The 12,675-nt window shown below is 43.2% G+C and carries 13 protein-coding genes; 12 read left to right on the top strand and 1 reads right to left on the bottom strand.

Annotation, left to right across the window (positions count from 1 at the left end):
* The first annotated feature begins 121 nt into the window (after positions 1-121).
* From D0469_RS04640 to spoIIR, 9 genes are all read left to right on the top strand, one after another.
* Positions 122-1,405 carry a UDP-N-acetylglucosamine 1-carboxyvinyltransferase gene (locus D0469_RS04640; RefSeq protein ID WP_117325479.1) on the top strand — a complete coding sequence of 428 codons (1,284 nt, stop codon included), beginning with the start codon at positions 122-124 and terminating at the stop codon, positions 1,403-1,405.
* Between the two features lie 158 nt (positions 1,406-1,563).
* Positions 1,564-2,526, top strand: coding sequence for a class II fructose-bisphosphatase (gene glpX, locus D0469_RS04635; RefSeq protein ID WP_117325478.1), 963 nt, complete (start codon positions 1,564-1,566; stop codon positions 2,524-2,526).
* 541 nt (positions 2,527-3,067) lie between these two features.
* Positions 3,068-4,357 (top strand): transcription termination factor Rho, encoded by a 1,290-nt coding sequence (rho, locus tag D0469_RS04630; protein ID WP_117325477.1) that lies wholly within the window; start codon positions 3,068-3,070, stop codon positions 4,355-4,357.
* Positions 4,358-4,554: 197 nt separating this feature from the next.
* Complete coding sequence (gene rpmE, locus D0469_RS04625; RefSeq protein WP_101591604.1) at positions 4,555-4,767, top strand: 50S ribosomal protein L31; 213 nt, start codon at positions 4,555-4,557, stop codon at positions 4,765-4,767.
* Positions 4,768-5,136: 369 nt separating this feature from the next.
* Positions 5,137-5,757 (top strand): thymidine kinase, encoded by a 621-nt coding sequence (locus D0469_RS04620; protein ID WP_117325476.1) that lies wholly within the window; start codon positions 5,137-5,139, stop codon positions 5,755-5,757.
* Positions 5,758-6,083: 326 nt separating this feature from the next.
* Positions 6,084-6,542, top strand: coding sequence for a membrane lipoprotein lipid attachment site-containing protein (locus tag D0469_RS04615; RefSeq protein ID WP_117325475.1), 459 nt, complete (start codon positions 6,084-6,086; stop codon positions 6,540-6,542).
* A gap of 71 nt (positions 6,543-6,613) precedes the next feature.
* Positions 6,614-7,693: a peptide chain release factor 1 gene (prfA, locus tag D0469_RS04610; RefSeq protein ID WP_233522940.1), complete on the top strand. Its 1,080-nt coding sequence runs from the start codon at positions 6,614-6,616 to the stop codon at positions 7,691-7,693.
* Positions 7,686-8,555: a peptide chain release factor N(5)-glutamine methyltransferase gene (gene prmC, locus D0469_RS04605; RefSeq protein ID WP_117325508.1), complete on the top strand. Its 870-nt coding sequence runs from the start codon at positions 7,686-7,688 to the stop codon at positions 8,553-8,555. Before prfA ends, prmC begins: the two co-directional genes overlap by 8 nt.
* A 245-nt stretch (positions 8,556-8,800) precedes the next feature.
* Entirely contained in the window at positions 8,801-9,736 is a 936-nt protein-coding gene (gene spoIIR, locus D0469_RS21960) for a stage II sporulation protein R (RefSeq protein WP_117325473.1), read from the top strand.
* 207 nt (positions 9,737-9,943) lie between these two features.
* Here spoIIR and D0469_RS20960 read toward each other — a convergent pair whose 3' ends face one another.
* Complete coding sequence (locus D0469_RS20960; protein WP_158553348.1) at positions 9,944-10,084, bottom strand: hypothetical protein; 141 nt, start codon at positions 10,082-10,084, stop codon at positions 9,944-9,946.
* A gap of 90 nt (positions 10,085-10,174) precedes the next feature.
* Here D0469_RS20960 and D0469_RS04595 point away from each other — a divergent pair, with 90 nt between their 5' ends.
* The 3 genes from D0469_RS04595 to D0469_RS04585 all read left to right on the top strand — a co-directional run bounded on the left by D0469_RS04595 (position 10,175) and on the right by D0469_RS04585 (position 12,489).
* Positions 10,175-10,624 carry a GNAT family N-acetyltransferase gene (locus D0469_RS04595; protein ID WP_117325472.1) on the top strand — a complete coding sequence of 150 codons (450 nt, stop codon included), beginning with the start codon at positions 10,175-10,177 and terminating at the stop codon, positions 10,622-10,624.
* Between the two features lie 173 nt (positions 10,625-10,797).
* Positions 10,798-11,844 carry an L-threonylcarbamoyladenylate synthase gene (locus D0469_RS04590; protein WP_117325471.1) on the top strand — a complete coding sequence of 349 codons (1,047 nt, stop codon included), beginning with the start codon at positions 10,798-10,800 and terminating at the stop codon, positions 11,842-11,844.
* Between the two features lie 129 nt (positions 11,845-11,973).
* The gene (locus tag D0469_RS04585; protein WP_199478360.1) at positions 11,974-12,489 is read left to right on the top strand and encodes a manganese efflux pump MntP; all 516 of its coding nucleotides are present in this window, start codon (positions 11,974-11,976) and stop codon (positions 12,487-12,489) included.
* The last annotated feature ends 186 nt before the right edge of the window (positions 12,490-12,675 follow it).

Raw genomic sequence — 12,675 nt, 5'->3', positions numbered from 1 at the left:
TAAACTATAAAAATAGATAGGAAACATGTCGAAAATATGATGCCTTTTATTGGGAAATAATACCTTAAAAGGTATTTATTGAAATATACTCTAAACTGCTTTGCGTGGAAGGGAGTTTGTTATGGAAAAACTTAAAATTTCCGGCGGATACCCATTAAAGGGAAGCATTCGTGTAAGCGGTGCTAAAAATAGTGCGGTAGCGCTGATTCCTGCAACAATTCTGGCTGATTCTCCCGTTAAAATTGAAGGACTCCCTATTATTTCTGATGTTGAAATTCTAAAGGGGCTTTTGGAGGAAATTGGCGGAACAGTATCACTTGATGGCGATGAAATGTCCGTTGATCCTAGCCGGATGATATCAATGCCGCTTCCAAATGGCCGTGTTAAAAAATTGAGAGCCTCTTATTATTTAATGGGGGCCATGCTTGGCAGATTCAAAAAAGCGGTAATTGGCCTACCAGGCGGTTGCCATTTAGGGCCTCGCCCGATTGACCAGCATATCAAAGGATTCGAAGCACTTGGGGCACAGATCACAAACGAACAGGGAGCTATTTACCTTCGAGCGGACGAGCTAAGAGGTGCGCGTATTTATCTGGATGTCGTAAGTGTTGGGGCAACAATTAACATTATGCTTGCTGCCGTTAAGGCAAAAGGCAGGACAATCATCGAGAATGCAGCAAAGGAGCCAGAAATAATAGATGTTGCAACGTTGCTGACAAATATGGGAGCTAATATTAAAGGTGCGGGTACTGATATCATCCGTATAGATGGTGTGGAACATCTCCATGGCTGCCGGCACACCATTATTCCTGACCGTATTGAGGCTGGCACGTTTATGATTCTTGCTGCAGCTGTTGGTGAAGGCATTGTAGTTGACAATGTCATTCCACAACACTTGGAATCTGTTACTGCGAAGCTTAGGGAAATGGGAGTAAATGTTGAAACTGGAGATGACCAGATATTTGTTTCCCCTGGCTCCAAATTTAAAGCTGTTGATATTAAGACTCTGGTTTACCCAGGGTTTCCTACGGATTTACAGCAGCCATTCACCTCATTGCTCACAAAAGCTTCTGGTTCAAGTGTTGTAACTGACACGATTTATGGTGCCCGCTTTAAACATATCGATGAGCTCCGCCGCATGAACGCCAATATTAAAGTAGAGGGAAGGTCTGCCATTATCAATGGCCCATCCCAGCTCCAGGGAGCAAAGGTAAAAGCCAGCGACCTTAGAGCGGGAGCGGCCCTGGTGGTGGCGGGTTTGATGGCAGAAGGGCTTACGGAAGTAACTGGCCTTGAACATATCGACAGAGGCTACAGCAATTTGGTGGAGAAACTAAATGGACTAGGTGCCACTATTTGGCGCGAAAAAATGACAGCGGAAGAAGTAGAGCAACTCAAGAATTAGGTCTTTAAATTATTGGGTTGCAGCCTGTCTGAATGAAAGCATTTTGATAGAAAAAGCTCTGGCGCTATTTTATTATGTTACAATATTTCCTTTAATGTGTTACACTATTAGCGGATATTAGAATATAGTGTGATGCTGTGTATTGAGGAGGAACATATATGGAGAGAAGCTTATCAATGGAGCTTGTACGAGTTACGGAAGGTGCTGCCCTTGCATCGGCCCGATGGATGGGTAGAGGCAAAAAGAATGAGGCTGACGGTGCGGCTACTTCCGCTATGCGGGATGTCTTCGACACGGTTCCGATGAAAGGTACCGTTGTGATTGGTGAAGGCGAAATGGATGAGGCACCTATGCTTTATATCGGTGAAAAACTGGGAACTGGATACGGACCGCGAGTAGATGTTGCAGTTGATCCGTTAGAGGGGACAAACATTGTCGCATCTGGAGGATGGAATGCCCTGGCTGTCCTGGCCGTTGCCGATCATGGGAATCTCCTGAATGCCCCCGATATGTACATGGATAAAATTGCTGTAGGTCCTGAAGCAGTTGGACAAATTGATATAAATGCTTCGGTAATTGATAACTTAAAAGCTGTAGCGAAGGCGAAAAATAAGGATATTGAGGATGTGGTCGCCACTGTTTTGAACAGGCCGCGCCATGAAAAGATTATTAAGGAACTGCGAGAAGCAGGTGCAAGGATAAAACTGATCAATGATGGCGATGTGGCCGGAGCGATCAATACCGCCTTTGACCAAACAGGTGTCGACATTTTATTCGGTTCGGGTGGAGCACCGGAAGGAGTTCTTGCAGCTGTAGCACTGAAATGCCTTGGTGGTGAAATTCAGGGAAAGCTGCTTCCGCAAAACGAAGAAGAGCTGGCACGCTGCCTGAAGATGGGCATAGATGTCCAAAGGGTATTAAGGATGGAAGACCTTGTCCGGGGTGATGACGCGATATTCGCTGCTACCGGTGTTACAGATGGAGAACTGTTGCGCGGCGTTCAGTTTAAAGGCACATACGGGGAGACGCACTCTCTTGTCATGCGAGCAAAATCAGGAACTGTCCGGTTCATAGATGGAAGGCATAGTCTTCAAAAAAAGCCAAATCTTGTTATGCGTTAAACTCATTAAGCCAAAATTCTTCTGAAAATTAGTTGCTTTTAAATAAATTAAGCCTTCCTGTGTTTCAATTCCTTTAAAAGTGGATATTTTGATAAGGAAGGTGCTGGCGGGGCGAGCGAATAGGCGCTCGCTTTTTCCTGCTAGATAAGAAATTAAACAATTTTATCAAGTAAAGATGTCTAGCTCCAGTTCCCAGCAACTTTTTTTTCGCAGGAAAATAAAGCCCCTGCGCACAGGACGTGCCAGAACTTAGTCGACGTTCCTTTCTAGAAGGGCGCCTGCGCTTTTTGTTAAAATATTTAAGTTGAATAATTACCTGAAAGAAAGTAAAATAAAATTTGTTTTTATATTTTCTTCATTTAAACTCCAAGAAAGCCTTCAATTATTTCTTCTTTACTTTTTTAAGAATGAAAAATTCCTTTCTTAGTTTCATATGAAAATAGCCGTTTTCCACCAGGACTAGGGTGAGTTTTCCATTTCATCCATTCAGACTTATTTTTGATGGATGCTGCTTCTTAATTTTATAAAGTGTGGTGTCATAATGAGTTTAACTATTTCTAATTTAGAAAACATGAAGCTTAAGGATTTGTATGAACATGCACGTACATACAAAGTTTCCTATTACAGCAAGCTTTCCAAAAAAGAATTGATATTTGCGATTTTAAAAGCCCAGGCTGAACAGGATGGCCTTCTGTTTATGGAAGGTGTACTGGAAATCATTCCGTCTGAAGGATTTGGCTTCTTGCGTCCAATCAATTATTCTCCAAGTTCTGAGGATATTTATATTTCTGCATCCCAAATTCGGAGATTTGATTTAAGGAATGGAGACAAAGTATCCGGTAAGGTTAGGCCTCCGAAGGAGAACGAACGTTATTACGGGCTTTTGCACGTAGAAGCGGTAAATGGCGATGATCCTGAATCTGCGAAGGAGCGGGTGCATTTCCCAGGCTTGACGCCACTATATCCGAACAGGCAAATCAAGCTTGAAACAGGACATAAAAGTGTATCCACCCGGATTATGGATGTTATTTCTCCTGTTGGATTTGGACAGCGTGGATTGATCGTTGCACCGCCTAAAGCAGGTAAGACGATGTTGTTAAAGGAAATTGCCAATTCCATTACAACAAACCATCCTGAAGCTGAGCTGATCGTTCTCTTAATCGATGAACGTCCCGAGGAAGTAACCGATATTGAGCGTTCGGTTGCAGGGGATGTTGTAAGCTCTACCTTTGATGAAGTGCCTGAAAATCATATTAAGGTAGCTGAATTGGTGCTTGAACGTGCCATGCGCCTTGTTGAGCATAAGCGTGATGTGATAATCCTGATGGACAGCATTACTCGTCTTGCAAGAGCATATAATTTAGTTATCCCGCCAAGCGGAAGAACTCTTTCCGGAGGGATCGATCCTGCAGCATTCCACAGGCCTAAACGGTTTTTCGGGGCTGCAAGGAATATTGAAGAAGGCGGCAGCCTGACCATCCTGGCGACAGCCCTTGTGGATACAGGTTCCCGTATGGATGATGTAATTTATGAAGAATTCAAAGGTACTGGAAATATGGAGCTTCATCTTGACAGGGCCCTTGCTGAACGACGCATCTTCCCTGCTATCGACATTAGAAGATCCGGCACAAGGAAAGAAGAGCTTCTTATCCAGAAAGACCACCTGGACAAGCTGTGGGCAATCCGTAAAACTATGTCAGATACCCATGATTTTGCTGAGAAGTTCTTGCGTAAACTAAAACAAACAAAGAGCAATGAAGATTTCTTCAGCAAGCTTGAAGAAGAAATGAAGGCAGTAACAGCCGGTGGAGCAAAGCGCAGCAATACGTAAGTACTAGCGACTGCTTTTTACCCCCTGTTTAAAAGATCAAGCATTTGACAATCTATTGGGAAAAATACTTGCATTTCATTGTCCCAGTCGCTATAATAAAGACAATGTGTTCTTATTAAATCTGCGAGGAACAAGTTTCCCGCATTGCAGTATATAACTCTGTCTCGAATGATTCAGGGCGGAAGGAGATGAAAAGAATGAAAGCTGGAATTCATCCAAATTACAAAAAAATTACTGTAACTTGTGCTTGCGGTAATACATTTGAAACTGGTTCTGTTAAAAATGAGGTACGCGTTGAGACTTGCTCTGAGTGCCACCCATTCTATACTGGCCGTCAAAAGTTCGCTGAGGCTGGCGGACGTGTAGACCGTTTCAACAAAAAATACGGCATTAAGCAACAACAACAATAATATCAATAACTACTGCAAAAACAGGCAAGGTAAAGTCTATCTTGCCTGTTTTTTTCTTTGTTAAGGAAATTATAAAAATTAAGAGTTGTGGATAACGGAAGTAGTTTATCTAACTCTAGCTCCAGCGCCCAGCCCTTCGGAAGGCAAAAGACGCCTTCTGTCACCGCTTGTCTTATGCTTGTCCGGGCTAACCAGGGCGCTTGCACTTTTTGTTCTTTGGATATATTTAAAAACCAAACATTACATAAAAGCCGATAGGCTGCTAAGGATAAATTTTCTGATAGCAGGGAAGCTTTAGTGTGATTGAATAGCAAGTGTGGTTTTTGACCTATTAATATTGATAAGCGTTCTGAAGGGAGAGACCGTTTCGTGTACGTAATGAAACAAACCGGCTGGATTGAAGTAATCTGCGGCAGTATGTTTTCCGGTAAATCTGAAGAATTGATAAAGCGGGTGCGCCTTGCGCAATTTGCTAAACAAAACATCGCGGTGTTTAAACCGGTCCTCGATAACAGATATGCGGAAGAATCTGTTGTTTCTCATAACGGAAATTCTGTAATGGCAAAACCGGTTGCCCTTTCGACTGATATTTTCGCGAATCTTGAGGAAGGGTTGGACATCATTGCAATTGATGAAGTTCAATTCTTTGATGAAGAAATTATAGAAGTTGCCCAGCATCTTGCGGATAGTGGGTATCGGGTTATACTTGCCGGTTTGGATCAGGATTTCCGCGGAGAACCATTCGGTCCTATGCCCGCCCTTCTGTCTCTGGCTGAATCTGTGACCAAGCTACAGGCGGTATGTGCGGTCTGCGGCTCTCCGGCGAGCAGAACGCAGCGCCTGATAAATGGGGCTCCAGCCTCCTTTGATGATCCCGTTATCTTGGTAGGGGCTTCAGAGGCATATGAGCCACGCTGCAGGCATCATCATCAAGTACCCGGAAAGGGCGAAAGAATCCAAAAGCCTTCCGACATAATGAAACTCCGATAATATAACTGCTCGAAGACAATACAATGTCTTTGGGCAGTTTTTTTATTTGGTGGTATAGTTTGAAACTTTATTCTGTTGTGACCAAGAGCCGTCACAACCCTGTGCTGCGATCAAGTCCATCGCAACCTTGAATCGCTTCGGAAGGCAAAAAGCGCCTTCTGTCAGCGCTTGTCTTATGCTTGCTGGAGGCCCACACGATGTGGGCCAGAACGGCGCTGCCACAGGATGTGGCGAAGTTAGCGGTTCTTCCTTTGTCAGGGCCCTTACGTTTTTCGTTATACCATCTTGTTTGTTTGGAAAGGATAAACAACAGGAGGTGTGTATAGATGAAAAGAATCTTATTTTTCATTACGTTAGCTGCGGTTTTAACTCTCGGCGCATGCAATACAAAAAATGAATCTATTAATACAAAGTTTCATGATCAGGATGGAGTCCGCACCATTTCAAATGAAAACGCAAGGAATGGCAATGATGCCGACCTGCAGGATCCTGCCGGCGAATTGCCTTCGGAGGAAAACCCGAATATGCTCAATTTGTCAGGCGACAATAACCCTACGCTTGAGGATTCGGCAACAAAGGCGAAGGATGTTATCAACCGCCAAACAGGTTATGAGGCAGGAGCCGTATGGATAAATGGCAGGGATATGACAGTCACAGTCCATAAGAAAGGAACCTTTGAAGGCCATCAGGAACGGAACCGTGAACAAGCCCGCCTGCAATGGATGCTGATAAAGGCTTTGCCAAGATATAACGTAAAAGTGAATCTCGAAGAAAACGGCAGCTAAGGTTATCCCGAATGTTTTTGACGTTGTTTATTCACCTATACTATAATATATGTTATGGATAAAATTACGAGGTGAATACTGTGTTAGATCGTCTGCAAGCAGTTGAAGATAGATATGAAAAATTAAATGAATTATTAAGTGACCCTGAAATCATTAATGATTCGAACAAACTAAGAGAATATTCGAAAGAGCAGGCAGGCATCCAGGACACTGTGATGGCCTATAAGGAATACAAAACTGTCCGTGAACAATTCCAAGATGCAAAGGCAATGCTTGATGAGAAGCTGGATGCCGATATGCGTGAAATGGTTAAAGAAGAAGTAAGTGAGCTCGAAGAACGGATGGAAGAGCTTGAGGCAAGGCTGAAAATCCTCCTAATTCCAAAGGATCCAAATGATGATAAGAACGTAATCATGGAAATCCGAGGTGCTGCAGGCGGTGATGAAGCTGCGCTGTTTGCCGGAAGCCTTTACCGTATGTATAGCCGCTTTGCCGAGGCACAGGGCTGGAAGACGGAAGTTATGGAAGCGAATCCTACAGGTCTGGGCGGTTTCAAGGAAATCATTTTTATGATCAATGGCAATGGAGCCTATTCCAAGCTTAAATTTGAAAATGGTGCGCACCGCGTTCAGCGTGTCCCTGAAACTGAATCAGGCGGCCGTATCCATACTTCCACTGCAACTGTGGCTGTACTGCCTGAAGCGGAGGAAGTAGAGGTAGACATCCATGAAAAAGATGTACGTGTCGATACATTTGCTTCTAGCGGCGCGGGTGGCCAGAGCGTTAACACTACCATGTCAGCTGTCCGCATGACTCACCTTCCTACCGGGATCACTGTTTCCATGCAGGATGAAAAATCTCAAATTAAGAACAGGGAAAAAGCGATGAAAATCCTGCGCGCACGTGTATATGATAAGTTTCAGCGGGAAGCACAGGCTGAATATGACGAGAACAGGAAGCTTGCTGTCGGGACCGGTGACCGTTCAGAACGGATCAGGACCTATAATTTCCCGCAAAACCGTGTAACAGACCATAGGATTGGTTTAACTATCCAAAAGCTGGATCAGGTTATTGAAGGAAAGCTTGATGAAGTAATTGATGCTCTTATTTTAGAGGACCAAGCTTCCAAGCTTCAAAATGCTGATGAGTAATTCCGGATGGAAAGTTTATGAAGCCCTGAATTGGGCTTCTTCTTATTTACAAGAGTCAAAACGGGATGAGAATGCAGGAGAAATCCTCCTGAGGCATTTTCTGCAAGTGGAAAGATCAGGTCTGTTTGCTAATTTTCACACAGAAATTCCTGATCAAATTCAAGTAAAGTTTAAGGAAGCTGTGGAGCTCCATGTGAAGGGTACTCCGATCCAGTATATTATTGGGCATGAAGATTTCTATGGCCGTAAGTTTAAGGTGACTGGGGAAGTACTTATCCCAAGGCCTGAAACGGAAGAACTGATTTTTCACATCCTAAGGAAAATCCCTTCTGTTTTTGGCAGAAAAAACGGATTAAGCCTTGTGGATATCGGTACAGGAAGCGGCGCGATTGCAATCACGATGAAACTGGAACATCCAACCCTTGATGTAACGGCAACTGATATTTCGGAGGCATCTCTGGAGGTAGCAAAGGAAAATGCTGGGGACCTTGGTGCGGATGTCCGGTTTATTCGCGGTGATTTGCTGCAGCCGTTCATCGAAAAAGAACAAACATTGGATATCATTCTTTCTAATCCTCCGTATATTCCACTTCACGATAAGGAGTGGATGTCAGAGGTCGTAATCGGGCACGAACCGCATCGCGCCTTATTTGCAGGTGAAGATGGACTTGATTTTTACTGGCGCTTTATGGAAGAGCTGCCGCTTGTAGTGAAGAAGCCTGGCCTTATAGGTTTTGAAATCGGGGCTGGCCAGGGAGAAAGCGTTGCTGACATGCTGCGCAGTACTTTTCCAGAAGCGTTGGTCTCTGTAGAATATGATATAAACGGCAAGGACCGGATGGTATTTGCAGAAATACGTTAGGGAACTCCGCAGCATAACCTGAGCAAGGTTATGGGCGGGGTTTTTTATTTTCTTGATCAGCGTGTTACGAGCAATTTGGCTTTTCCTTTTTATAAAAATTTACTTAACTCACGATATAGTGTACATAACTCTTCTCTTTTCGATTAAAAAAATTCTGCGCCCTTAAGGAAAAAAATTTCAATTTGCTAGTTTAAGATAAACAATTTCAGGCCAGACTGTTAGTGTGAAAGGGAGGAGCGAAAAACATGAACAAAAAATATATTGCGTTAGCTTATCTACTAATCTTAACGATCGGAACGATCTTAAGTTTATATATGCCAAAACAGGAGACAGCTTCTGCTGAAGAAACATTGGTCATTCCAAAAGAGGCCATTCGCCTGCGAATTCTGGCCAATAGCGATAAACAGAAAGACCAGGATATTAAGCGTCTGATCAGGGACGAAGTGAATGCGGATATTGCTGGATGGGTGAAGGACTTAACATCTCTGGAAGATGCAAGAAACGTAATTAAATCCCATCTGCCTGATATTCAAAAAACAGCAGAACGTGTGGTTCAGGAGAATGGTGTTAGCCAAACGGTGAAAGTGGATTTTGGCCGGGAGAACTTTCCGACGAAGCTTTATGGGCAATATCTGTATCCTGCAGGCGAATATGAAGCTATTATTATCACACTGGGCGCAGGGGAAGGGGCTAATTGGTGGTGCGTACTGTTCCCGCCGCTTTGTTTTCTAGATTTCTCAAACGGGACGGCTGTAAGCCAGAGCCCAATAGAGGATGAGACGCAAACTGCTGTTGAGCAAGAAGAAACACAGCCGGGGGAAGAAGATGTAACAGAAACTATAAGAAATAAAGCTCGGGGTCAAGAAACAGTTAAAATAACGGAAGTAATGGAAGAACAATCAAAAGAGCTGGTATATGTTGAACAGAATAAACAGTCATCGGAAGAGCCAGTATTCGTTGAACAGGAAAAACAGTCATCGGAAGAACCGGTACACGTAGAACAGGATGAACAGTCATCGGAAGAACCAGTTTATGTTGAAGAGGATGACCAAGCATCCAAGGGTCCGGTGTACAGTAAACAGATTGAGCAGCCATCAAAAGAACCGATATACGCAGAACAGGATGAGCAGCCAATAAAGGCAAAGTTTCTTATTTTTGAGCTATTTGAAGGTATTTTTTAATTAATTTTCAAACAACAGACCGCTGTATTCCTATCTTGTTAGAGCTGGAATGGCGGTCTGTTGATTTTGGCATTTCTTTTTTACCGGAATATCGTTTGCTGCCAAGTATCCCACAGTAATATTCATGATAAACCAAAAAATACTGCTAATGATGCTGTCCAGCAACGTTGCCGTTATCGTGCCGGTCAGTGTTAACTTCTATTAAGTCTAATCTCCATCAAATGGTTTGTTCTTCAAATATTTCCCGTCCACAAGTGAATGGATTACATCCACAAAATGTGGATAATCGATAGAATCCTCGCTTGTTTGTGAATAACTTGTAACGCCTGAAAAAATCCTTATCCACACACTATCCCCTGTTTGGAAATCTATTAAGGTTCTATTTTAGTAGATTGTGCATAACTTAGAAACAAAAGCATAGAAGTGGAGGAAAGCGTGATGAACGTTCAATTTAGAGGTGCAGAAGCTGGGGATGTGATAGAACTGGAGGAATTTTACCGGGCTGCAAAGGTAAGTTTCACAGGCTTAAGCGAAAATTACAGCTACTATTTATTAGCAGAGGATGGGGCAGGTAAAAAGATAGCGGCAATTGGTATTGAACCTCTTCGGGATGTAGGATTGCTGAGATCATTTGTCTTTGACCGAACATTCCCTGTTGAACAAATACCTTCTATGCTTCAACAGGTCCTATTGCTTGCGCAGGTAAGCAGTCTTAAGTCGGTTTTCCTCGCTACTGACAAGGAATCAACACTTTCCTTATTTGAAGCGCTTGGTTTTAGGAGAGTTGAACATGATGAGCTTCCAGATGAATTGCTTTCTTCTTCACATGCAGTGGAGCTTGCTAAAAGAATGACAACCAGATTTATGTGTAAAACGTTTTCAAAATAATTTATATATCCACAAAGTTATCCACTTTTTCACTAGAATTATCCACAATTTGTGGATAAAACTTGTTTTCCAGATAGTCTTCTTTTATACTTTCAAAGTAACTTTTTTGTAAAACTTAAGTAACAAATGTAATTTATAATAAAGGCAAGAACTTAAATAGAAGGTGCTATTAAATGAAAACAATAAAATGGATTGTGGATAAAGATGTGGATAATCTAAAAACTTATCCCCAGATTACAGAACCTGCTGAGTTATTAAAAACAAATGAATTGGTGGCATTTCCCACGGAAACTGTATATGGACTCGGAGCGAATGCAAAAAGCGATGAAGCTGTGGAAAAGATCTTTCTGGCAAAGGGACGTCCTTCAGACAACCCGCTCATTGTACATATTGCCTCCAAAGAACAATTACAGCAAATTGCAGAAGAAATACCTGCCAAAGCGGAATCCCTAATAGATGCCTTTTGGCCGGGTCCTTTAACGGTAGTCTTAAAGAAGAAGGCTGGGGTTCTCTCCGAAAAGGTGACAGCAGGATTAGAAACAGTAGCTGTCCGCATGCCCGATGATCCGGTTGCGTTGAGCCTGATTGCTGCTGCAGATATCCCGATTGCGGCACCGAGTGCAAATACTTCTGGCCGTCCCAGTCCAACTGCCGCCCGCCATGTATTAGATGATTTGGAAGGTAAAATTGCCGGAATCGTAGACGGAGGATCAACTGGGGTTGGACTTGAATCCACGGTTGTGGATTGCACCGAAGCAGTTCCGGCTATTCTTCGTCCAGGGGGAGTGACAAAAGAAGAGATTGAATCAGTCATTGGCCCTGTAAAAGTGGATGAAGCACTCAAAAATGCGGCTGCCGCTCCAAAATCACCCGGCATGAAATACACTCATTATGCTCCAAAAGCCGATTTTTTCCTTGTAAAAGGAGAACCTTCTTTTATCCAGCAGCTTATCGAAGAAAACAAGGCTAAGGGTTTAAGAACAGGTGTGTTTACCACTTTGGAAAATAAGCATCTGTATGAAGCTGCCGATGCTGTCATCGGTCCTGCTGCTGCTGGAGATTTAAAAAAATTAGCAGCCAGCCTTTATGGAACATTGCGTACCTTTGATGAAAAAGAAGTAGATATCATTTATGGAGAAGTTGTTCCTGAAGAAGGATTAGGAAGTGCCATTATGAACCGCCTTTTAAAAGCGGCAGGCCACCGTGTAATCGAGCAGTAAGACCCCCAAAAAACTTGGACTGGATTTGATTCTAATTAACCTCTGACAAGCATACCCTGTTTGTAGGGCAAGTCCAAGGGGGTAAAAGCTGTGAATTCGTTTGCTGGAGAATTGTTTACACTACTATTAATGGCATTCGCGCTGGGAATGGATGCCTTTTCAGTAGGATTAGGAATGGGAATGTTTAAGCTCAGGCTGAAGCAAATCTTTGTTATCGGTTTGACAGTAGGAGTCTTTCACGTTGTCATGCCGCTATTGGGAATGGCGGCTGGCCGGTTTATTTCTGGACAATTTGGCACCTTTGCCGCCTATGCGGGAGGCATCTTGCTATTAATTTTAGGACTTCAAATGTTTTACTCGGGACTAAAAGGCGGCGAAGAGACACTTCTTGCTCCAGTAGGGGTCGGCTTATTTGTGTTTGCATTAAGTGTCAGCCTCGACAGCTTCTCGGTAGGCTTAACTCTAGGCATATATGGAGCAAGAACAGCAGTAACTGTTATTTGCTTTGGAGCCGCAGCTACCATTCTCACATGGCTTGGGCTGCTGGTCGGGAGAAAAGTACAGGGGATCCTTGGCGTATACAGTGAAGTACTGGGAGGAAGCATCTTGTGTGCCTTCGGGATTAAATTATTATTGTCTATGTAAAAACTTATATCTAGCAAGATGCAGATCCCTGGCTCTTAAGAGCGGGGATTTTTTTATTCCGGCAGATCAACCTCGGCTGAAGTTTACAAGCCTGCTGGGATCATGCAATCGTCACAAATTAGACAAAGAGGCCTCTCATATTTGGAAAAAGATAGACGATATAAGAGTAAGAGCCTATTTAATTAT

The sequence above is a fragment of the Peribacillus saganii genome (assembly GCF_003429095.1).
Taxonomy (GTDB): domain Bacteria; phylum Bacillota; class Bacilli; order Bacillales; family DSM-1321; genus Peribacillus; species Peribacillus saganii.
The sequence above is the reverse complement of the archived record's forward strand: the minus strand, read 5'-3'. Positions and strand labels throughout refer to the sequence as shown.

Excerpts from the sequence above, each read along its gene's own strand:
- D0469_RS04640 (WP_117325479.1), top strand. The coding sequence starts at position 122 with ATGGAAAAACTTAAAATTTCCGGCGGATACCCATTAAAGGGAAGCATT.
- glpX (WP_117325478.1), top strand. The coding sequence starts at position 1,564 with ATGGAGAGAAGCTTATCAATGGAGCTTGTACGAGTTACGGAAGGTGCT.
- rho (WP_117325477.1), top strand. The coding sequence starts at position 3,068 with ATGAGTTTAACTATTTCTAATTTAGAAAACATGAAGCTTAAGGATTTG.
- rpmE (WP_101591604.1), top strand. The coding sequence starts at position 4,555 with ATGAAAGCTGGAATTCATCCAAATTACAAAAAAATTACTGTAACTTGT.
- D0469_RS04615 (WP_117325475.1), top strand. The coding sequence starts at position 6,084 with ATGAAAAGAATCTTATTTTTCATTACGTTAGCTGCGGTTTTAACTCTC.
- prmC (WP_117325508.1), top strand. The coding sequence starts at position 7,686 with ATGAGTAATTCCGGATGGAAAGTTTATGAAGCCCTGAATTGGGCTTCT.
- spoIIR (WP_117325473.1), top strand. The coding sequence starts at position 8,801 with ATGAACAAAAAATATATTGCGTTAGCTTATCTACTAATCTTAACGATC.
- D0469_RS04595 (WP_117325472.1), top strand. The coding sequence starts at position 10,175 with ATGAACGTTCAATTTAGAGGTGCAGAAGCTGGGGATGTGATAGAACTG.
- D0469_RS04590 (WP_117325471.1), top strand. The coding sequence starts at position 10,798 with ATGAAAACAATAAAATGGATTGTGGATAAAGATGTGGATAATCTAAAA.
- D0469_RS04585 (WP_199478360.1), top strand. The coding sequence starts at position 11,974 with ATGGCATTCGCGCTGGGAATGGATGCCTTTTCAGTAGGATTAGGAATG.